The organism is Brevibacterium sp. ACRRH (assembly GCF_022346365.1).
GTDB lineage: Bacteria > Actinomycetota > Actinomycetes > Actinomycetales > Brevibacteriaceae > Brevibacterium > Brevibacterium paucivorans.
In genome coordinates, this window is sequence record NZ_JAKRMN010000003.1 from 179,448 (window position 1) to 198,768 (window position 19,321).

General features: G+C 58.6%; 20 protein-coding genes and 1 riboswitch. Of the genes, 7 read left to right on the plus strand and 13 right to left on the minus strand.

Annotation, left to right across the window (positions count from 1 at the left end; genetic code table 11):
* Positions 1 to 14: 14 nt before the first annotated feature.
* From MHX53_RS04455 to MHX53_RS04465, 3 genes are all read right to left on the minus strand, one after another.
* Complete coding sequence (locus MHX53_RS04455; RefSeq protein ID WP_204515488.1) at positions 15 to 290, minus strand: glutaredoxin family protein; 276 nt, start codon at positions 288 to 290, stop codon at positions 15 to 17.
* 61 nt (positions 291 to 351) lie between these two features.
* Entirely contained in the window at positions 352 to 450 is a 99-nt protein-coding gene (locus tag MHX53_RS04460; RefSeq protein ID WP_005504750.1) for an AURKAIP1/COX24 domain-containing protein, read from the minus strand.
* A 121-nt stretch (positions 451 to 571) separates the two neighbouring features.
* Positions 572 to 1,765: an acetoin utilization protein AcuC gene (locus MHX53_RS04465; RefSeq protein WP_204515487.1), complete on the minus strand. Its 1,194-nt coding sequence runs from the start codon at positions 1,763 to 1,765 to the stop codon at positions 572 to 574.
* A gap of 48 nt (positions 1,766 to 1,813) precedes the next feature.
* On the opposite strand from MHX53_RS04465, the gene MHX53_RS04470 reads away from it, so the two are divergent.
* On the plus strand, positions 1,814 to 3,211 hold the full coding sequence (locus MHX53_RS04470; protein WP_343212352.1) for a potassium transporter TrkG: 1,398 nt from the start codon (positions 1,814 to 1,816) through the stop codon (positions 3,209 to 3,211).
* Positions 3,204 to 3,878, plus strand: a complete 675-nt coding sequence (locus MHX53_RS04475) for a TrkA family potassium uptake protein (protein WP_239271386.1) — start codon at positions 3,204 to 3,206, stop codon at positions 3,876 to 3,878. The genes MHX53_RS04470 and MHX53_RS04475 overlap by 8 nt, the downstream gene beginning before the upstream one ends.
* A gap of 22 nt (positions 3,879 to 3,900) precedes the next feature.
* Here the strand turns inward: MHX53_RS04475 and MHX53_RS04480 are convergent, their stop codons facing one another.
* The 9 genes from MHX53_RS04480 to MHX53_RS04520 all read right to left on the minus strand — a co-directional run bounded on the left by MHX53_RS04480 (position 3,901) and on the right by MHX53_RS04520 (position 13,855).
* On the minus strand, positions 3,901 to 5,205 hold the full coding sequence (locus MHX53_RS04480) for a DUF2079 domain-containing protein (RefSeq protein WP_239271387.1): 1,305 nt from the start codon (positions 5,203 to 5,205) through the stop codon (positions 3,901 to 3,903).
* Complete coding sequence (gene proC / locus MHX53_RS04485; protein WP_239271388.1) at positions 5,202 to 6,017, minus strand: pyrroline-5-carboxylate reductase; 816 nt, start codon at positions 6,015 to 6,017, stop codon at positions 5,202 to 5,204. Before proC ends, MHX53_RS04480 begins: the two co-directional genes overlap by 4 nt.
* Positions 6,018 to 6,028: 11 nt before the next feature.
* Positions 6,029 to 6,937 carry a sugar phosphate isomerase/epimerase family protein gene (locus MHX53_RS04490; protein WP_239271389.1) on the minus strand — a complete coding sequence of 303 codons (909 nt, stop codon included), beginning with the start codon at positions 6,935 to 6,937 and terminating at the stop codon, positions 6,029 to 6,031.
* 2 nt (positions 6,938 to 6,939) lie between these two features.
* Complete coding sequence (locus MHX53_RS04495; protein WP_239271390.1) at positions 6,940 to 7,911, minus strand: Ppx/GppA phosphatase family protein; 972 nt, start codon at positions 7,909 to 7,911, stop codon at positions 6,940 to 6,942.
* Between the two features lie 54 nt (positions 7,912 to 7,965).
* The gene (locus MHX53_RS04500; protein ID WP_239271391.1) at positions 7,966 to 8,736 is read right to left on the minus strand and encodes an enoyl-CoA hydratase/isomerase family protein; all 771 of its coding nucleotides are present in this window, start codon (positions 8,734 to 8,736) and stop codon (positions 7,966 to 7,968) included.
* Between the two features lie 105 nt (positions 8,737 to 8,841).
* On the minus strand, positions 8,842 to 9,960 hold the full coding sequence (locus MHX53_RS04505; protein ID WP_102238478.1) for a bifunctional 2-methylcitrate synthase/citrate synthase: 1,119 nt from the start codon (positions 9,958 to 9,960) through the stop codon (positions 8,842 to 8,844).
* The gene (prpB, locus tag MHX53_RS04510; protein WP_239271392.1) at positions 9,957 to 10,862 is read right to left on the minus strand and encodes a methylisocitrate lyase; all 906 of its coding nucleotides are present in this window, start codon (positions 10,860 to 10,862) and stop codon (positions 9,957 to 9,959) included. The genes MHX53_RS04505 and prpB overlap by 4 nt, the downstream gene beginning before the upstream one ends.
* Positions 10,862 to 12,358 (minus strand): MmgE/PrpD family protein, encoded by a 1,497-nt coding sequence (locus tag MHX53_RS04515; protein WP_239271393.1) that lies wholly within the window; start codon positions 12,356 to 12,358, stop codon positions 10,862 to 10,864. Before MHX53_RS04515 ends, prpB begins: the two co-directional genes overlap by 1 nt.
* A 201-nt stretch (positions 12,359 to 12,559) precedes the next feature.
* Complete coding sequence (locus MHX53_RS04520; protein ID WP_239271394.1) at positions 12,560 to 13,855, minus strand: metallophosphoesterase family protein; 1,296 nt, start codon at positions 13,853 to 13,855, stop codon at positions 12,560 to 12,562.
* Between the two features lie 182 nt (positions 13,856 to 14,037).
* Here MHX53_RS04520 and MHX53_RS04525 point away from each other — a divergent pair, with 182 nt between their 5' ends.
* The 4 genes from MHX53_RS04525 (at position 14,038) to MHX53_RS04540 (ending at position 17,533) form a co-directional block, all read left to right on the plus strand.
* Complete coding sequence (locus tag MHX53_RS04525; protein WP_102238829.1) at positions 14,038 to 14,577, plus strand: DUF4916 domain-containing protein; 540 nt, start codon at positions 14,038 to 14,040, stop codon at positions 14,575 to 14,577.
* A gap of 69 nt (positions 14,578 to 14,646) precedes the next feature.
* A riboswitch (TPP riboswitch) is annotated at positions 14,647 to 14,749 on the plus strand.
* A gap of 24 nt (positions 14,750 to 14,773) precedes the next feature.
* Positions 14,774 to 15,382 (plus strand): ECF transporter S component, encoded by a 609-nt coding sequence (locus MHX53_RS04530; RefSeq protein WP_239271395.1) that lies wholly within the window; start codon positions 14,774 to 14,776, stop codon positions 15,380 to 15,382.
* Positions 15,379 to 16,764 carry an ATP-binding cassette domain-containing protein gene (locus MHX53_RS04535; protein WP_239271396.1) on the plus strand — a complete coding sequence of 462 codons (1,386 nt, stop codon included), beginning with the start codon at positions 15,379 to 15,381 and terminating at the stop codon, positions 16,762 to 16,764. Before MHX53_RS04530 ends, MHX53_RS04535 begins: the two co-directional genes overlap by 4 nt.
* Positions 16,754 to 17,533 carry an energy-coupling factor transporter transmembrane component T gene (locus MHX53_RS04540; RefSeq protein ID WP_239271397.1) on the plus strand — a complete coding sequence of 260 codons (780 nt, stop codon included), beginning with the start codon at positions 16,754 to 16,756 and terminating at the stop codon, positions 17,531 to 17,533. Before MHX53_RS04535 ends, MHX53_RS04540 begins: the two co-directional genes overlap by 11 nt.
* On the opposite strand, the gene MHX53_RS04545 is transcribed toward MHX53_RS04540, so the two are convergent.
* On the minus strand, positions 17,530 to 17,847 hold the full coding sequence (locus tag MHX53_RS04545; protein ID WP_239271398.1) for a putative quinol monooxygenase: 318 nt from the start codon (positions 17,845 to 17,847) through the stop codon (positions 17,530 to 17,532). The two genes, MHX53_RS04540 and MHX53_RS04545, sit on opposite strands and share 4 nt — an antisense overlap.
* A 35-nt stretch (positions 17,848 to 17,882) precedes the next feature.
* On the opposite strand from MHX53_RS04545, the gene radA reads away from it, so the two are divergent.
* Positions 17,883 to 19,223 carry a DNA repair protein RadA gene (gene radA / locus MHX53_RS04550; protein WP_239271399.1) on the plus strand — a complete coding sequence of 447 codons (1,341 nt, stop codon included), beginning with the start codon at positions 17,883 to 17,885 and terminating at the stop codon, positions 19,221 to 19,223.
* Positions 19,224 to 19,321: the final 98 nt, after the last annotated feature.

Sequence of the window (19,321 nt, forward strand, 5' to 3'; positions counted from 1 at the left end):
AAATCTGGCTAGCTTTAGTTTGTGTTGGATGCGCGAATGAGCGAGGCCTTCAACCGACGCGCATCTACTCGGTGAAAGCTGTGTTGCCGACCGTTGACCAGCACGACCGGAACTTCCCAGTCGTAGCGTTCCAGCAATTCGCTGTCGCTATCAACGTCGACCACATTGAGCGTCCATGTGTGCCCCGTCTCTTGGGCCACTTGGTCGATGACGTGAGTGACTGTTGTTTTTGCTTCGTCGCACAGGTGACAACCTGCGCGGTCCACAAACGTCACTGTGTTTCCCGACATGGTTTCGTTTACGCACGAAACCCCGCCGACGCTTCATCGACGGGGATTTGTGACACGTAGATTACTTCTTGTTGCGACGCTGGTGACGCGTCTTACGCAGAAGCTTGCGGTGCTTCTTCTTCGACATCCGCTTGCGACGCTTCTTAATGACTGAACCCATAAGGTACCTCAATACTCGGCAACTTCTCGTGAACTTTAGGTGCCCACGAGCTGAACATAACCACGTTAGTGTATCGGTAGGCGGGTATCCATCTCAAACGAGTGTGGTCAAAATAACGCGGTCAGTCGTAGTACGGGTCCAGGCCGTAGAACGGGAAGATCGCTTTGCGCGTGGCAATGACAGCGCGGTCGATGTCCGCTTCCGGATCGTAGCCTTGCGTCCACGGTTGGTAGTCGTTGGTGCCACCATCCGTCATGCGAACGGGGGCTTCCCTGCCGGTGAGTGTCATGACGTAGTCGCGCCACCGTTGCGGGATTTCCGTGCCGGGCTCCAGGTCGATTCCGGCGGCTATCGCAACGATCTGTGACCAAGTTCGTGGCACAACGTCGATGATGGCGTACCCACCGCCGCCGGTTGCTACCCACTTTCCGTCGCACAGTTCGTCGGCGAGGTCACGCACCCATTCGGCACCTCGGCGCATCGCGTCAACGGAGAGGCGCAGGTGCGTGAGAGGGTCCAGTCTGTGCCCGTCACACCCGTGTTGCGACACGATCACTTGCGGTTTGAATTCCCGGAGTACGTGCGGGACGGTGGCGTCGAGTGCGCGCAACCAGTCTGAGTCGGACGTCCGAGGTGGGAGCGCCACGTTCATGGCACTCGCGGCTGCTTGGAGGCCTCCGATGTCGGCGGCGAAACCGGTCCCGGGGAACAGGAACCGACCGTTTTCGTGGAGGGAAACGGTGAGTACCCGCGGGTCGTCCCAGAAGAAGTGTTCGACCCCGTCTCCGTGGTGAGCGTCGAGGTCAATGTAGGCAACGCGTTCGTACCCGTTGTCGAGGAACTCTTGGACCGCGGCAGCCACGTCGTTGTACACGCAGAATCCTGCGGCTTTGCCGGGCATCGCGTGGTGCATTCCGCCACAGAAGTTCACGGCCCGCACATATGAGCCCTTGATGACGGCTTGAGCGGCTGCGATCGACCCCATGTAAAGGCGACCGGAGGCTTCGTGGATTCCGTCGAACCGTGGAACGTCTTCCGTACCCACCCCGTAGGCCTCAATGATCTCTTTCGAAAGTTCACTGGTACGTCCGGCGTCTTTCACTGCCTCAATGAAGTCGGCAGAGTGCAGTTTCTTCAGTGCGACGTCGTCAACCTGAGGAATTGCGCCGAGGTGGACGCGGGGGTGGTCAAAAATATTGAGATCCGTTGCCAGCTTGGCGGTCAAATCTAAGCGCAACGGATGCATAGGGTGGGAGGGACCAAAGTTGTATTCGGTCACTGATTCGTCCCAGACAACAAAAACATCGTGGCTCATGTCACCACTCTAGCCCTTCAGTGCGCCGATCCCACTATGCTGTCATTCGTGAGTTCTCCCAAGCGAACCTTCGCCCAAGTTATATTTTCGCCGGGGCGACGCACGCGCGACTTCATTGACCGGGTTGCCGAAGCGTCGCCGGCGCGTTTGGCGATCTTTTCGTTCTTGGCAGTTGTCGCGCTCTTTACTGTTTTGCTTCTGTTGCCCATCGCGCATCAGAACCCAAACGACATATCTTTTGCACGGTCACTCACGGTCACTGTGTCAGCAGTGTGTGTCACGGGATTAACTCCGGTGGACTTTCAGGACTACTGGACTGGGTTTGGACTGGTCACGATCGTTGTGGCGGTTCAATTGGGTGGCTTGGGCATCCTCACTTTGGCCTCGGTCCTTGGGATGGTCGTTTCCAAGGGCCTTGGAGTTCGCCAACGTCTCATTGCGATGCAAGCAACTAACGCGGGCTCGCTGGGACAGGTGGGGTCGCTTCTCCGCGCGGTTGTGATCGCGGCGCTGACCGTTGAAAGCGTCATCTTTGCGATGCTTTTTCCGCGCTTCCTCATGCGAGGAGAGGAAGTGGGCACCGCCGTGTGGTATTCAATCTTCTATTCTGTTTCGTCGTTCAATAACGCAGGTTTTGCAATCCACCCGGGTGGCATGGCCTACTACGCCGACGATCCGTGGATCCTATTCACACTCATGCTTTCGGTATTCGTGGGCTCCTTGGGCTTCCCGGTCATCCTGGTAGCAACCATTCTGTGGAACAAGCCGCGTTCGTGGGACCTGCACACAAAACTCACCCTCACCACCTCGGCGATCTTGGTGGCCGTGGGCTTCTTCCTTTTCTTTGGGCTGGAATTCAACAACCCCGACACACTTGGAAACAAGGGGTTCGGGGCCACTTTCTGGGAAACGTTGTTCATGTCGGTGATGACCCGATCGGGCGGGTTCAACACGATCGATATGGCGCTTCTGAGCCCAGCGAGCCACTTGGTCACGGACATCCTCATGTTCATTGGTGGAGGGTCCTCGTCAACCGCGGGTGGCGTCAAGGTGACGACGCTAGCTGTGTTGGTCATGGCGGCGTGGGCTGAAGCACGCGGTTATGACGATGTCACTTCTTTTGGTCGCAGGATCGGACACAATGTGGTCCGAGTCGCGATTTCGGTGGTCTTCGCAGGTCTGGCCCTGGTTCTTGTTGGCACGATTGCGCTGCTCCAGGTCACCCACGAGTCGCTTGACCGGGTGTTGTTCGAAGTGATCTCTGCGTTTGGCACCGTGGGACTGTCCATGGGGATCACCAGCACGGCCCCAGACTCTGGCCTCTACATTCTCAGTTCGCTAATGTTATTGGGTCGCTTAGGGACGATTACCCTTGCTGCGGCAGTGTCCAGCCGATCCACAAAGCGCTTGTTCAGGTACCCAGAAGAGAGGCCGATCATTGGCTAAACAAGACTCCCGTGACAACAGTTCCGTCCTGGTCATCGGGCTGGGTCGCTTTGGCGCTTCGACCGCGTCCAATCTCATGAAGCTGGGCCGGCAGGTGATGGCGGTGGAACGCAACCCCGAGGTCGTCAGCGAGTGGATGGGTAAGCTCACCCACGTTGTTGAGGCAGATTCCACCAACATTGAAGCTCTGCGTCAGGTGGGTGCCCAGGATTTCAACACCGCGGTTGTGGGGATCGGAACGTCCATTGAGGCGAGCGTTCTCACCACGGCTAATTTGGTGGACTTGGGTGTTGAGCAGATCTGGGCAAAAGCTATTTCGTTGGCGCACGGAAGAATCCTCAAGCGCATCGGTGCTGAACACGTTCTGTACCCAGAGTCAGAAGCTGGAGCGCGCGTGGCCCACCTCGTGTCTTCGCGCATGCTTGACTTCATCGAATTCGACGACGGTCAGTTCGCGGTAGTGAAAATGCGTCCACCTAAAGAGGTACAGGACTTCACCCTGGAAGAGTCCGATATTCGCCAGAAGTACGGTGTCACCGTTGTGGGTGTCAAGGGACCGGGGCGTGACTTTACGTATGCAGAACCGTCGAGTCGCATTGGACCGCACGATGTGCTCATCGTGGCGGGCCACGTAGAGCTCCTGGCCCGGTTTGCCGACCGCCCGTAAACCTAAGACTGTCCCCTTAGCCTCACTCTTGGCGCGCGGCCACCTTGTACGTCCCGTCGTCGAACACGATGTTCCACACGCCACCGTACTTGCTTTGCGCCCACGATTCCGGTGAGTAGTCGGTTTTGGTGGTGTTAAAGAGTACCGCGTCGGGTTGAACGTCTCCAATGGTTCCGAACCAGTACGTGTTGGTGCGCGGAACCGTGTATGCGAGCAAGTAAATGTCGGTGGCCACCGTGTCGTATTCCGAGGCAGCCTCGATTGCGCTTTGCGCGCTTGGTGATGCGTAGCGGTCGTATTTCCACAACAGGTTGATCTGCGACTGGGCGAGCATTGCGCACGCAGTCACCAGCGCAACCGCTGGTGCCAGTTTGAAGAACCGGCGAGGAGCGACGTCAATCATCGACGCCACGGCAATTGGAATGAGGACGGCGGAGTAGTGGAAGTCGAAGCCCCAGTAGTACTCGACGTTTCCAACAAAGCGCCACGCCAGAGTTGGAAGCATCATGAGCATGAAGGGGCTCTTCAGCCCAATCACACCGGCTGCCAGAACCAGTACACACACAACGGCGAACTTGGTGTCGACCGACTGTGTGAGGGTTTCAGCAACGGAGACGTTGTCGGTGTAGTCGTACTGTCCCATTGGGTTGAGTGCGGGAAGAATGACCTTCACCGTGAGCACGAACCATAGGATTCCCCACGTAGCGAAGCCGGTTGCCCACTGCCAGTCCTTGCGGTCTTTCAACAGAACAGCAAGCCCGAACATCAGAACCATCAGGCCCAGGTCTTCTTTCACGAACACCAAAAGACCAATCGCGACAGCTGCGTGGATGCGTTTGTCGCGCATCCACCACACCAGTCCAAACGCGATTAGTGGCACTGCGAATGCGATTTCGTGGAACTGGGACCACACTGCGTTAATGAAACCCCAGGACAGAATGTACGAAGCCCCCAAGAGCGAGCCACCGGTCATGCCAAATCGCTCAAGAGCTAAGCGCGTGAGTGGCCATGCCGAAAGCGCGAACAGGGCTGACTGGATGATCAGCAGCGTGAGCCCTGACGGGAAGATCCGAAAAATGGGACCAAGCAAGATCAGGATGGGATGGAAGTGGTCACCCAAAAGGTTGTACCCGTCGCCCTTAATATTCACCACAGGGGCACGGAAATGCGCGTACTGATCGGCCAGTTGCGTAAAGATGCCCAAGTCCCACGACGGGCTGATGAAGCCCCGCCACATCATGACTGACAGGGTGGCGTAGAGCGCAAAACCTAGCAAACATACAGCGCCAGCTACTCCAAGTCGCTGAACCTGGGCGTCCTTGCTCATTCAGCGTTCTCTCTTTCCATTTCTTTTCCACGTTCAATGGCCGCTGTTCCGGCCTTGAACACGATGTCGTCGAAGTTGTGCGCGCGGAAGGTTTCGATTGCCGCATGAGTGGTCCCGCCCTTGCTGGTCACGGCCTTGCGCAGATCAGCGGGTTCAGGCGTGCGGTCCAACAGCAACCCGGCTCCCAGTGCGGTTTGGGCAACCATGCGGTTTGCGGTTTCTGCGTCCAAGCCCAATTCCACGCCAGTTTTCGCAAGCGATTCGGCCAGCAGGAAGAAGTAGGCAACACCAGAACCAGATATCGCGGTCATCGCCCCGATCTGTTCTTCTTCAAGCGGGAACACCAGCCCGGCGCCGGTGAGCAGTTCGGTGAGCGTCTGCACCTGCTCATCGCTCACTCCCTGACCCGCGGACAGCGCAATGACACCTCGGCCCACTTGCGAGGGCGTGTTGGGCATGATGCGCACAACGGGGTTGTTGGGCACGTGCTTGGCCATGTCTGCAAGCGAGAACCCTGCCGCCATGGAGATCACCACTGCCTGCGGTTCCAGGTGAGGTGCGATTTCTTTCAGCGTCTGCGCTAGCATCCACGGTTTCACGCCCACGAATACGAATTGGGCGCCGCGAATGGCTTGGAGGTTAGCGTCCGAGGTCGTTTCAACTGCCAGCGTGTCGATCCCGAGCCGTTCGTGAAGGCGGGTTGCTGAGGCGGCAGATGCGCACGTTGCGACGATCTGCGCATCAGTGGAGGCTTGTACGCCTTCCAGAAGAGCTGATCCCATGGATCCGGTTCCGACAAAGGCAATACGCACGCTTTAGCTCCTTACGTTGCTTCGTTGAGCCCTAAGTGTTTTCGGGCGAATTCGAGGGACTCCTTGAGCATAGCGGTGCGCGTTGATCTTTTGGCGACAAGCCGTGTGTTCACTTCGACAACAACGTCGCCGGACCAGTTGTGTTTGGCTAAGTACTGCAGAGTCTCTGCTACCGGCATTTTGCCTCGCCCAGGCACCAGGTGTTCGTCACGCAGAGAGCCGGATCCGTCGGTGAGGTGGACGATCGCGAGCTTGTCCTGAATGTCAGCGACGGTTTCAAGCGCGTTCATGCCTGCGGTTGATGCGTGGGAAAAGTCGAAGGTCATGTGGTCGTAGTCTTCGTCAAGCGGGTTCCAGTCCGGGTAGTACACCAGGACTTCGCGCAGACCCGCGCGCCACGGGTACATGTTCTCCACAGCGATTTTCAGCCCGGTTTCTTTCACCAATTCACGCACGCCGTCTACGAATCCTTTTGCGTAGTCGCCTTGCCACCTAAATGGCGGGTGAAGAACAACGGATTCTGCCCCACATTCCAGCGCAAGGTCGCAGGTCTTGCGCAGTTTCGTCCAGTGGTCTTTATCCAGCACGCCGGGTAGAAACAGCAATGTGGGTGCGTGAAATGACACAACCGGCAGGCCCGTGCGCCGCATTTCGCTGTGGATTGATTGCGGGTTCTGGGTTGTGCGGTTGTGGGTGATCATGATTTCTACCCCGTCGTACCCCAGTTCGTGTGCCATGTTGAAGCACGTGGGCACATCCATGGGGTAGACCGAGGACGTGGATAAGGCGACCCTGATCCGCTCGGTTGATACGTGTGTGACCCCGTGTTCGTACACGGGGTTCTGTGCGAAGTGTTCGCGGTGGCGCACAGAACTCTTCTTAGCCGAGTTCTTGCGTGTAAACGCCTTGCGATCAGGCATGTTTATCGTGGGAGTGCCACTGCGGGGCGCGACAGCGTCTCTGAGGAGTCGAGCAGGTCGAGCTTACGCATGATGATTCCTTCACGCAGAGCCCACGGCGAAATGAGCATCGTATCGATGTTGAAAACCGTGAATGCGGTTTCTGCGAGCACTGCACCCGCGAGCACTTGGCCGGAACGCGATTCGGAAACCCCTGGGAGTTCGGCGCGTTGGGCAGCGTTGCGGCTGGCCAGCTGTTCAATGATGCCTGGGAGATCCTTGCGGTGAAGCTGGCGCGGTACGTAAATTCCGCTTCCGCTGGGGGCTGCTCCGCCCAGACGGGCCAGGGACCTAAAGGTCTTGGACGATCCCACGACGTTGTCTGGTTTGCCTACCCGGTTGATGAGTCCGGCGTGCCGACCAACGAGTTGGCGGGCGTGACGGCGAAGGGCCGCAATCTGGTCGGGGGTTGTGACCTCTCCCCCGTTGAGGAATTCGGAGTACATGCGCCCAGCACCCAAGGGGACGGACACCGCCGCATCTGGATATTCGTCTTGGCCGGCTGCCATCTCTAATGATCCGCCACCAATGTCCAACAAAAGCAGTTTTCCAGCTGACCATCCGAACCAGCGACGGGCCGCCAGGAATGTCACGCGGGCTTCGTCCTCACCGCTCATGACGTTGAGTGTGAGCCCGGTTTCCTTGTAGATCTTTTCGATGGTGGCTTCGCCGTTGGGTGCGTCCCGCAGGGCCGAGGTGGCAAACGCCAGGATCTGTTCGGCACCTTGTTCTTCTGCGATCTCGATTGCTTCTTTACAGAACTGCATGAGACGTTCACGCGCATACGTGGTGATCGACCCATCTTCTTTTAAGTGTTCTGCAAGGCGCAGTACTTCTTTGTGGGAAGTAGCGGGAAGTGGCGGTGCACCTACCCCTGCGTCAACAACGAGGAGGTGGATGCTGTTGGATCCGATGTCTAGGACGGCTAAACGCATATGCGAAAGTTTACCCCGAGTCGTGTAGTGGTCTTGTTCGGGCCCCGATGTGATCTAGTCCGTGGGCCAGTCGGTTCGGTTGATCGCGAACTCAGGCGAGCGACGTTCAAAGAACGCCTCTTGGCCGCGCACAATTTCTTCTGCGTACGCATCCCTCACCCAACCTTGTGCATCGAACGTGTCACCGCGCAGAATCCGCTTGGCACCCGTCTGCGACAGGGCAGACCTACTGGCAATCACCTCGGCGCGTTTCCGCGCGGCAGCCAACGGATCTTCCGCAACCTGGTGGAAGAATCCCAGCTGGTTCATCTGATCGAAATCGACGATCTCAGCTGACAAAAGAATGTAGCGGGCCCACGACGTCCCAATGATTTCCGCGAGGCGCTTGGTGGGCCCCGGCGGATACACAAGGCCCAGGCGCGCCGCCGTCACACCATAAATTGAGCCCGGCTTTGCAATGCGCACATCGCACGCAGCCGCGATCTCAGTTCCGCCCCCCACGCAGTTGCCTTCGATCGCAGCGATCGTGGGAATGTCCATGCTGGCAATGGCTTCTTCTGCTTGGGAGTTGGTCTGCCAGAACTCTTCCAGCGGCACGTTGAGGTCTTTGATGTCCGACCCTGCCGAAAAGTGCCCGCCCGCGCCCGTGATGATGAGCACGTCGACATCTGGGTCGGTGTCGATTGCTTTCGCAATTCCGGGCAGAGCCTTCCACATTTCCCGCGACAGGGCATTGCGCTTTTCAACACGCGAAATCGTCAGAACAGCGATTCCGTTTTCGACGCTGTACTCAAAACCAGGGACGAGCGGAACATCGTGCGTCATGGTGTCTCCTCGGACAGGGGCCGACTGTGGCCAGGGATGTGGAAGTAGCTCTTACGCGACGAGGCGGAGACCTAGGTAGATCTCCGCCTCGTTGCGTTTAGGGTTTTAGCGCTCTGCTGGAACCTCGCGCTGAGCTTCACCGTGGTATGCACTCAGCGGGCGGATCAGCGCGTTGTTGGCGTGCTGCTCCATGATGTGTGCGGTCCAACCGGTGATACGGCTCATCACGAAGATAGGCGTGAACTGTGGAGTGTCGAAGCCCATGAGGTGGTACGCAGGACCCGATGGGTAGTCGAGGTTGGGGTAAATACCCTTGCGGCCCACGAAGTCCTCTTCGAATGTGTTGTACAGGTCCAGAAGGTCGTTTGCGCCCTTGACCTTAACCATGTCTTCGAACGCTGCGCGCATGGTGGGAACGCGCGAGTCACCGTTCTTGTAGACACGGTGTCCGAATCCCATGATCTTTTCTTTGTTGGCAAGCGCGTTGTCGATCCATGCGGATGCCTTGTCGGCGGTTCCAACTTCTTCGAGCATGGCCATAACCGCTTCGTTGGCACCACCGTGCAGGGGTCCCTTGAGGGCGCCCACCGCGCCGGCAACTGCAGAGTGCAGGTCCGAGGTGGTGGAAGCGATCACGCGAGCGGTGAAGGTGGATGCGTTGAAGGAGTGCTCTGCGTACAGGATCATCGAAATGTCGAAGCAGCGCACGACTTCGTCGGCTGGGACTTCGTCAAACACCATCTTGAAGAAGTTAGCCGCGTAGCTCAGGTCGCTGGTAGGTGCGACCGGGTCCAGGCCGTGGCGACGGCGGTGGTCGATTGCCACGATGGTGGGCAGCTGAGCGTACAGGCGCTCTGCCTTTGCCTGGTTGGCTTCTGGCGAGTTGTCTTCGGCCTGTTCGTCAACGGCACCCAGGTATGACACGGCTGTCTGCACAACGTGCATGGGGTGGGTGTCCTTGGGCAGAGCCAGGATGATGTCGACGAGTTCCTGGTCGATTGCACGCTGACCGCGTTCGCGGGCAACGAACTCTTCGAGCTGCTGGGCGTTAGGAAGTTCGCCGTTCCAGATCAGGTAGGCGACTTCTTCAAACGAGCAGTTCGCTGCGAGTTCCTGAACCGGGTAACCACGGTAGGTCAGCGAGTTGGTTTCCTGAACGACTTTCGATACAGCGGTGCTGTCGACGACAACGCCGGCGAGCCCCTTCTTAATGTCTTCGGTCATGAGTGGTTCTCCTGTGAAAAGTTGAATACGGCAGCGTCAAATTCGTTGTAGGAAGCGTAGTCGATCGTGTCGTAGAGGTCGGCGCGTGTCTGCATTCCCTCGACCAACGACTCCTGTGTTCCTTCGCGGCGGATCACTTCGAGGCCACGTTTGATGGCTCCCATAGCGATACGCAGCGTGGTCACCGGGTAGATCACCAGCTTCACACCAGCGTTTGCGAGCTGTTCGGTAGTGAACAGTTCGCTCTTCCCGAATTCGGTCATGTTCGCAAGGATCGGAACGTCCAGGGCGTTTGCCATGGCTTCAAACTCGCCGAGGTCGCTCATCGCTTCCGGGAAGATGAGGTCGGCACCTGCGTCGGCGTACGCCTTCGCACGGTCAATTGCCGCGTCCAGACCTTCCTTGGCACGCGAGTCGGTGCGCGCACAGATGACGAAGTTCGAGTCGCGACGACCCTTGACCGCAGCCGAGATACGCTTGACCATCTCGGCGGTGGAAACGACTTCCTTCCCGTCCAAGTGGCCACAGCGCTTGGGGTTGACCTGGTCCTCCAGGTGCATCCCTGCAACACCGGCGTCTTCAAATTCCTGAACAGTACGAGCGACGTTCATCGCTTCGCCCCATCCGGTGTCAGCGTCGATGAAGGTGGGCAGGTTCGTCACCCGCGAGATGTTACGGCCGTGGTCGACGACCTCGGTCAGGGTAGTCAGACCAATGTCAGGCAGCCCCTGGGCTGCCGAGAACGCGCCACCGGAAATGTAGACGCCCTCGAAGCCAGCCTGCTCAATGAGCTGCGCGTTGATGGGGTTGATTGCGCCGGGGAACTGGACCAGCTTGTCGCCGGCCAGCAGCTCCCGGAACTTCTCACGACGAACGTGAGCGGGAGTCTGTGCACCTAGCATTAGAAAATACCCTTCGATGTGATTTCGTCTGCACCGTCAACTACGAAGTTGAGCTGGCGAACTTCGTCGGCGCTCAAGTTTGGCAGGTTTTCGGCGAGTTCGATGAAACGGTTCTGTTCTGCTTCCGAAACGATGCCTTCTGCAAGCGTGCGGAACTTCTGTACGTAGTTTTCGCGTACGAATGGACGAGCACCGTTGGGGTGAGCGTCGGCAACAGCGATTTCGTCGACCTTGGTGGAGCCGTCCTTGAACACGATTTCCACGCGACCACCGAATGCCAGTTCGTTGGGGTCGGTGGAGTGGTAGCGACGGGTCCACTCTGGGTCTTCGCGGGTTTCGATCTTGTGCCACAGTTCAACGGTTTCTGGGCGTCCTGCACGCTCAGGTGCGTAGGACTTTTCGTGGTGCCAGCCCTGGTCTTCCATAGCGACCGCAAAGATGTACATGATCGAGTGGTCGAGCGTTTCACGCGACGCCTTTGGATCCATCTTCTGTGGGTCGTTCGCACCGGTACCAATCACGTTGTGCGTGTGGTGTGAGGTGTGGATGGTGATCTTTTCGATCTGCGACAGGTCATCGATTTCGCGACCCATCTTGCGAGCCAAGTCGATGAGCGCCTGAGCCTGGTATTCCGCGGAGTGTTCCTTGGTGTAGGTGTCCAGGATCGCGCGCTTCGATTCGCCTTCGCCTGGCAGTGGAACGGTGTAGCGGGCTTCAGGACCGGAAAGGATCCATGCGATAACGCCGTCTTCACCTTCGTAGATGGGGCTTGGAGCGCCTTCGCCACGCATAGCGCGGTCGACAGCTTCAACGGCCATCTTGCCTGCGAATGCTGGAGCGTGGGCCTTCCAGGACGAAATTTCACCCTTACGTGACTGGCGGGTTGCCGTGGTGACGTGCAGAGCCTGGCCTACGGCCTGGTAGATGACGTCGGTTGGGAGGTGGAGAAGCGCACCGATTCCGGCAGCTGCGGATGGGCCCAAGTGAGCGACGTGGTCGATCTTGTGCTCGTGCAGGCAGATGCCCTTTACCAGGTCGACCTGGATTTCGTATCCGGTAGCAATACCGTTGACCAGGTCCTTTCCGCCGATTCCCTTGTGCTGTGCAACAGCCAGAATCGCTGGGATGTTGTCACCTGGGTGGGAGTATTCCTTTGCCAGGAAGGTGTCGTGGAAGTCGAGTTCACGAACGGCGACACCGTTTGCCCATGCCGCCCATTCAGGTGAGATGTGGGTGTCGTTGGAAACACCGAATACGGTGGAGCCTGGCTCCAGCTTGTGGGCCAAGGACTGTTCGCGTGCGTGCTTAGGGGCCGAACGGAACACGGATGCGGCGGCAACAGCGGCGTTGTCGATAACGCGGTTGATCACCATGTCAGTGACATCGGCGTCAACTTCTACCGGGTCAGCAGCAACCTGGGCGATTTTGTAGGCCAGCTGCTCTTCACGTGGCAGGTTCTCTGAGGACTTGTACGTACGAACTTCGTGATTGATCATGCGAGGTCTCCTTCGCGCGGGTTGGTCCGCATTCGTATGTGGTGTCTACCACTCTATTACCTATGAGAAGCGTCATAGCACCGGGCCCCTGGTTGTGACCCGAACATCAGTGAGGCACTTCACAAGTATCTCGACATCAAGATAAACGACGCGGTCGGCGTTTCCCAAATGCAGGTCGGATTTGTCGTCGAATTTGTCGGCCTACTTGCAGCCGCGGTTTGACCGGTCAGTCAGGGTAAAGGTGTCGAGCGTTCCCCGCTTGCCTGTCGTTGAAACCTCGTACGCAGTCACGCGCAACGAGCAACGTTGTGCCTTCACACCCACGTAGCCGGGCACATTGTTGCCTTTGGCCACAGCAGCCCAGTCGGCGTCATCCTTGTTGCTGTAGAACTTAGAACCGCTCGATGAGGTTGCGGTCATGTAGATCGCCTCGCCCTTCTTCTTGACCTGCTTGCTACCACCCTTCGCGCCTGCGACTTTGGCACCGTCTCCGTTTGTCAGGTAGCTACGGGTGTACACGTGGTCGTGGCCATTCATCACGAGGTCGACATCGGCCTCGGCGATATATTTTGGAAGCTTTTCGCGCAACAGTTTCACGTCAGCGTCGTCGCGGTGCGGGCCGGACGAGTATGGCGCGTGGTGGAAGGCGACGACCGTCCAGTTTGCGTCACGCCCCTGGTCGGCTTTGACGTCCTTGATGAACTGGCCGTGTTTCTTCCAGTTGGGGTTGTTGCTGTCCAGGACGATAAACAGCACCCCAGCGTCCTTGTACCAATAGTCGCCAGTGCCTTTCTGGTTTGGCTGGCGGAAGTGTTGGATGTGGCTGACGGGGTTGAGCATTTCGTGGTTGCCCTTGATTGTCATGTGCGGGAGTGTGCGCATGACGTCTGGCGCGAAGAACGCGTCGTACTGTTTGCCCGTGCCGGTGTCGATCTGGTCGCCGAGGCTCAAGAGGAAGCGTGCGTTCGGGTGTGCCTTAGCGGCCGAGGTGACTGTCCGGTTCCAGCCTTCTGCATCGTTGGGCTTTCCGTTGCCGGAGCCGATCTGTGGGTCGCCTACCGCTAGGAATTCACCGTTGTCAGTGGCGAAAGACTTTGGGGTCGAGAACGTGTAGACGTCCGACCATCCGTTTTTGTCGGACCCAACCTGGTATGCGTACCGGGTGTTCGCTTTCAGCCCCATGACGTGCGCCTGGTGGTAGAGGCGAGCGCGGTCAATTGACACTCCCGATTTTTCTTCTTTGACCGTGCGAGCGCCTTCCGGAAGTTTGCCACCCACCATTTCCTTGACGGGAGCGATCTTGACGCTCTGTTCGCCGATCTTCTTGGTGTACCACGTGAAGGCGCGGTCGGTGTTGCGGTCACCCACCTGCATGCCGAGGTTGTAGATGTCGGCCTTTTTCGTCGCCTCGGCGCCCGTCCCCAGGGCGGGACTCAGACCCCCGGATGACAGCAATGCAACGAGTCCGAGCGTGGTGGCAAGCGACTTGATCTTCATTCGAAAGCTCCTCTGGGCAGGCGTCTAGCTACAACAACTGACAACGGCCCATATAGTGACCGTTTTGGGTTAACTGCGTTCGACCTTTCGGTGCACCGCAGGTGACCTGTGCGCAGTCACGTGATGTTTTCGCGGTGAAACGCTTGTACGCTGTGAGCGAAATTTGTGCAAAAATTGCCGGTATGACGCGCACCGCTTTGGACTATGACGAAAACTGGCTCGAACCTGAAGAGCTCAACCGCCTCAGGCGCAAGCTCCCGCTCACATATGTACACGGAGTACCCGTTCAAGTGAGTGACAGTGGCGAGGTTGAACGGATTGGTCTGCTCCTGCGCACCCTTCCAGACCAGACCCTGGGCCGCGAAATCGTCGGTGGTCGTGTCCGCTTCCACGAAACTCTGCGCAGCGCACTCGCCCGGCACTGCGAACAGGACCTGGGCCCTCTTGCGCTACCGGTTTTTCCCACCTCGCTTACCCCGTTCCATGTGGCCGAATACTTCCCCACTCAAGGCGTGAGCAACTACTATGACCCTCGCCAGCACGCAGTGGCCCTGTGCTACATCCTGCAGGTGCGAGGCGAATGCACTCCCCGCCAAGACGCGTTGAGCTTCGACTGGTTCACCCCTCAAGAACTTCTGCGCGACGACATCATCGCCGACATGTGCCACGGCCAGCACCACATCGTCAAGGCAGCCCTTGCGCACCTGGGGATCCTGCCTTAGAAAGCCGGGGAACACCTCGGGCAGTTTCTTCCCAGAAGTTTATTCATACTCCGTTTATGTGTAATGTGTGATCCGCGACAGGGGAGCGCCATAAGGGGCGCTGAGAGTGCTTATGCAGACCCTCGAACCTGATGCGGTTAGGACCGCCGAAGGGAGTCGAGATTCTCTTTACCCCTCCTAAATCCTGGGAGGATACATGTCATCGACGACAGCGACTGAAAAGACTCACACCTACTCGTGGCGGGTTGTCGACATTGTTGTGTGCGCCGTAATCGCGGTTGCGGTTGGGCTTTTGTTTGCCTTGTGGGCAGCTCTGTGGAGTGGCTTTGAGTTGCTGTTTGCCACGACTTTCCCGCCTGCTGTGGCGCTGTTTGGTGGCGTGTGGGTGCTCGCGGGCCCGCTGGCCGCAATGATCATCCGCAAGCCTGGTGCCGCGCTGTTCTGTGAGCTGCTGGCCGCGATTTTCGAGGCTGTTTTAGGCTCCCACTTTGGTGTGGTTGCGGTGTTCTCCGGGTTCCTACAGGGGCTCGGCGCAGAGCTCGTTTTTGCCGCGTTCAGGTACCGCAAGTTCACGCTCCCCGTGAGCATTCTGGCTGCCATGCTCGCGGGACTGTTCATGGGTGTTCACGAATCGATCATCTACCTTGCGGAATGGTCGCTAGGCTTCCGGGTTGCTTACACCGGTCTTGCCGTGCTGTCATCAGCAGTTTTGGCTGGGGTGATCCCGTGGTTGCTCACGCGCATGCTCGCATCAGCTGGAGCGCTTAACGCGTTTGCGTCTGGCAACACCGGGCGCGAGGTGTGAGTCACCTCAGCGCAACCGATTTTGGGTGGAAGCACGCCGGCCGTAAACGTGCCGCCCTCACCGGGATTTCGGTGGAGATTGAGGCTGGCGAGCGGGTCCTGATTGCGGGTGCGTCCGGGGCCGGCAAGTCTACGTTCTTGCACGCTGTGGCCGGTGTTCTGCCCAGCGAGTCGGGAACTCAGTTTGGGCAGTTGCTCATTGACGGCTCGGCTCCGGACCCTACCCGAGGTCGTACTGGCTTGGTTCTGCAGGATCCCGATTCGCAGGCGGTGTTGTCCCGGATTGGCCCTGACATTGCGTTTGGCGCTGAGAACCTGCGTGTTCCAGTCGAGGAGATCGCTGACCGCGTGCAGTGGGCTCTAGACACCGTGGGGTTGCCGTTTCCGCAGGATTGGCCCACGGCGAAGTTGTCTGGTGGGCAGAAACAGCGGGTGGCTCTCGCTGGTGTTCTGGCGATGCGTCCGTCGATCATTTTGTTGGATGAGCCCACGGCAAACATTGACCCTCAGTCGGCTCCTGGGTTGCGGGATGCTGTGATCCGGTCTGCGGATGAGACCGGTGCGACGCTGCTGGTTGTTGAGCACCGTTTGGATCTGTGGGCAGACCATGTAGACCGCATGGTGGTCCTCTCCCCCACCGGGGTGATTGCCGATGGTCCACCGCATCAGATCATGGAGACGCATCGGCAAGAGTTAGAAGACGCCGGTTTGTGGCTCAGTCACCTGCGGCCTAAGCGTCGCGAACTTCGCGAAGCCACTGGCCCGCAGTTGCTAGAAGTCGACGCCACCGTGGGTCGTCACGAAGACGTTAACCACGTGGCGTTCTCCCTGGCACAAGGTCAAGCGTTGGCGATGACGGGTGCCAACGGTGCCGGAAAATCCACGGCGGCACTGACAGCGGCGGGGCTTTTACGACCTCGGTCTGGGCAGGTCACCGCCAGCCCGGAACTGCAAGCGTGGGCCCCGGAGTTCCCCGTGCGCAGCGCCAGCCCGCATAAGTGGAAAGCGCGGGCGTTGGCGCGCAGGATTGGGAAGGTGTTTCAGACTCCTGAGCATCAGTTCGTCACTCGCACGGTGCGTGACGAGTTGGTGTTGGGCGGGGTGGACCCGGACTCGGTGTTGGAGCGGTTGCGGCTTGACCATGTGGCATTAGCGCACCCGTCGACACTCAGCGGTGGCGAGAAGCGGCGGTTGAGTGTCGCGTGCATGCTGGCCGCGCCCGTCCTCATTGTGGACGAGCCCACGTTTGGGCAAGATGCGCACAGCTGGCGCGAGCTGGCCAGCTTACTCAACGAAGCGGTTGATAACGGGGCGGCGCTGCTGACGGTCACGCACGACCCGGATTTTATTCACGCAGTAGGGGCTGACGAGTATGGGATTTGAGGTTCGTTCAACTCCGCTCACGCGCACTAACCCGCTCACCAAGATCGCCATTATGTTGCTGATTACGGTGGGGGTTGTCCTATCGATTGACGTGGTCAGCGCGTCACTCATGATGGTTTTTGTGATTGTGTTTTTCCCGCTGACTGGGTTTCCGGTGAAGCGGTTGTTTACCCACTTGTGGTTCATTCCGCTGGCGGCGTTTGCAACAGGGTGGGCGACTGTTCTGTTGGCGGAAGGGGCTGGCCCGGTCCTGTTTAACTTTGGGCCGTATGAGGTGACGAGCAGGTCAGTCGAGGTGGGGTTTGCGCTGTTTTTGCGCTCACTTGCGATGTCTCTGCCGTGTGTTGTTTTAGCGTTTTCGATCGATTCGACTGAGCTGGCTGATTCTCTGGTTCAGCTGTTGAAGATGCCTGAACGTTTCGTTTTGGGGGCCTTGGGGGCCGCGCGGTTGGCGGGGCTGTTGTCAGAACAGTTGGAGACGATCCGGTTTGCCCGCCGTGCCCGAGGTGTTTCCCACGGAGGTTTCTTTGGAGGCCTTCGCGATTTCTTCCCTATCGCGTTCGCACTGCTCACCGAGGCGATTCGGCGAGCAGTGCGGTTAGCCATGGCGATGGAGGGGCGTGCGTTTGGCACCAAGGGTCGCACGTGGACCCGGCGTGTAAGCCTGGGTGTCGGTGACTGGGTTGCGATGGGGTGTGCCGCTGTGCTGGCGGCTACATGCATCACCGCGGCCGTGGTCACCGGGCATTGGAATTTTATTTTGAGTTAGATCTTCAGTTCGCCCATATCTTCGAAGCCGTTGCCATCGACCTGCCGGGAAATGATCTGCGGGGTCGAAACCAGGTGTGGGCGCATAGCTTCGAGGCCTTTGGCAAAGTGGTCACTGGTGACGTGAGGTTCAGCGCCTTCGTCGGTGAACCCTTCAACCAGTACGTACTGGTTGTCGTTTCCCAGGCTCTTGGACCATTCGAAGAACAGGTTTCCTTCTTCAGCGCGAGTGGCCTCAGTGAACTCGCGAACGATTTCAGGCCACTGGTCGACGGATTCTGGTTTGACGTCATATTTCACAACAATGAAGTACATAGTCCCCAGTGTAGGTGTCGTGGGATCATAGATCTATGGCGTACACGTGTAGCGAATGCGGATCTTCAACCCCCAAGTGGATGGGCAAGTGCCCCAAGTGCCAGTCGTGGGGAACCCTTGAAGAAAACGCCGGCCCAGGTGTGTCCGTCAAAACCCAAGCCACTTTTTCTGGCAAACGTGCCACCCCGGTCACACAGGTGGACGCAACCACCGCCTCGGCAACCTCAACAGGGGTCAGCGAACTTGACCGCGTGCTGGGAGGCGGGCTGGTGCCAGGTGCTGTGATCCTGCTGGCCGGCGAACCTGGGGTGGGTAAGTCCACGTTGTTACTGGACGTGTCCGCGAAAGCGGCGAATGCGGGCCGGCGCGTTCTGTACGTCACTGGCGAGGAATCGCAGGGTCAGGTACGTCTGCGCGCTGAACGCACAGGGGCGCTGTCAGACAATCTGCTTTTGGCAAACGAAACTGATTTGGCGGCGGTCTTGGGGCTCATCGAGGTGGAAGACCCGGAACTGCTCATCGTGGATTCCGTGCAGACCCTGGCATCCGACCGTGTGGAAGGCGTACCCGGTGGAGTCACGCAGGTGCGTGAAGTTGCGTCCGCGGTGATCCGGGCCGCGAAAGCGCGCAACTTGCCCACCGTCCTGGTGGGGCACATCACCAAAGACGGGACGGTCGCGGGGCCTCGGCTGTTGGAGCACTTGGTCGATGTGGTGTGTTCGTTCGAAGGCGATAAGCACACGCGCCTACGCATGTTGCGGGCGATCAAGAACCGCTTTGGCCCAACTGATGAAGTGGGGTGCTTCGCGATGACGGACGAAGGGATCACCAGCGAATCCGACCCTTCTGGGTTGTTCCTGTCCCGGTCGCAAACTAACGCGCCGGGCACGTGTTTGACGGTGACGCTGGACGGTAAACGGCCTTTGGTCATCGAGGTCCAGGCCCTCACTATGGAGGCTGCCGGTGGGAATCCACGGAGGACCGTGAGCGGCATGGATTTCAACCGGGTAGCCATGCTCATTGCGGTTGCTTCGAAGAGCATGAACCTGGCGCGGTCTGACGTGTTTGTGTCGACTGTTGGTGGGGCGAAGATTCAGGAACCGGCAGCTGACCTGGCAGTGGCTTTGGCGTTGGCGTCGGCCGCGGCGGACAAACCTCAGTATTCACGTTTGGTGGCGATTGGCGAGTTGAGCCTGTCCGGCGAAATCAGGCGCGTGCCCAACGTAGGGCAACGGCTGGCAGAAGCCGCGCGAATGGGGATTGATACTGCCGTGGTTGCTAGTGGATCGCTGGCCGATGCGACTTTACCTAAAGGTATTCGGGTGAAGGAAGTGAGCAACCTGGCTCAAGCGATTGAGTTGACGCTGAAGCGGTAGGTGAGCCGGACCAGACAGCGCTAAACGAGCAATACGGCGCATTATATTGCGTAGTTTCGCTCGCTTTGCGCCGTTTCGCGCCACGTTTCGTGGCGGGG

Coding starts and splice junctions, on each gene's coding strand:
- MHX53_RS04545 (WP_239271398.1), bottom strand. CDS start 17,847: ATGTACTTCATTGTTGTGAAATATGACGTCAAACCAGAATCCGTCGAC.
- MHX53_RS04500 (WP_239271391.1), bottom strand. CDS start 8,736: ATGACGCACGATGTTCCGCTCGTCCCTGGTTTTGAGTACAGCGTCGAA.
- MHX53_RS04490 (WP_239271389.1), bottom strand. CDS start 6,937: ATGCCTGATCGCAAGGCGTTTACACGCAAGAACTCGGCTAAGAAGAGT.
- MHX53_RS04460 (WP_005504750.1), bottom strand. CDS start 450: ATGGGTTCAGTCATTAAGAAGCGTCGCAAGCGGATGTCGAAGAAGAAG.
- MHX53_RS04465 (WP_204515487.1), bottom strand. CDS start 1,765: ATGAGCCACGATGTTTTTGTTGTCTGGGACGAATCAGTGACCGAATAC.
- radA (WP_239271399.1), top strand. CDS start 17,883: ATGGCGTACACGTGTAGCGAATGCGGATCTTCAACCCCCAAGTGGATG.
- MHX53_RS04480 (WP_239271387.1), bottom strand. CDS start 5,205: ATGAGCAAGGACGCCCAGGTTCAGCGACTTGGAGTAGCTGGCGCTGTA.
- MHX53_RS04515 (WP_239271393.1), bottom strand. CDS start 12,358: ATGATCAATCACGAAGTTCGTACGTACAAGTCCTCAGAGAACCTGCCA.
- MHX53_RS04495 (WP_239271390.1), bottom strand. CDS start 7,911: ATGCGTTTAGCCGTCCTAGACATCGGATCCAACAGCATCCACCTCCTC.
- MHX53_RS04525 (WP_102238829.1), top strand. CDS start 14,038: ATGACGCGCACCGCTTTGGACTATGACGAAAACTGGCTCGAACCTGAA.
- MHX53_RS04540 (WP_239271397.1), top strand. CDS start 16,754: ATGGGATTTGAGGTTCGTTCAACTCCGCTCACGCGCACTAACCCGCTC.
- MHX53_RS04530 (WP_239271395.1), top strand. CDS start 14,774: ATGTCATCGACGACAGCGACTGAAAAGACTCACACCTACTCGTGGCGG.
- MHX53_RS04520 (WP_239271394.1), bottom strand. CDS start 13,855: ATGAAGATCAAGTCGCTTGCCACCACGCTCGGACTCGTTGCATTGCTG.
- MHX53_RS04505 (WP_102238478.1), bottom strand. CDS start 9,960: ATGACCGAAGACATTAAGAAGGGGCTCGCCGGCGTTGTCGTCGACAGC.
- MHX53_RS04455 (WP_204515488.1), bottom strand. CDS start 290: ATGTCGGGAAACACAGTGACGTTTGTGGACCGCGCAGGTTGTCACCTG.
- prpB (WP_239271392.1), bottom strand. CDS start 10,862: ATGCTAGGTGCACAGACTCCCGCTCACGTTCGTCGTGAGAAGTTCCGG.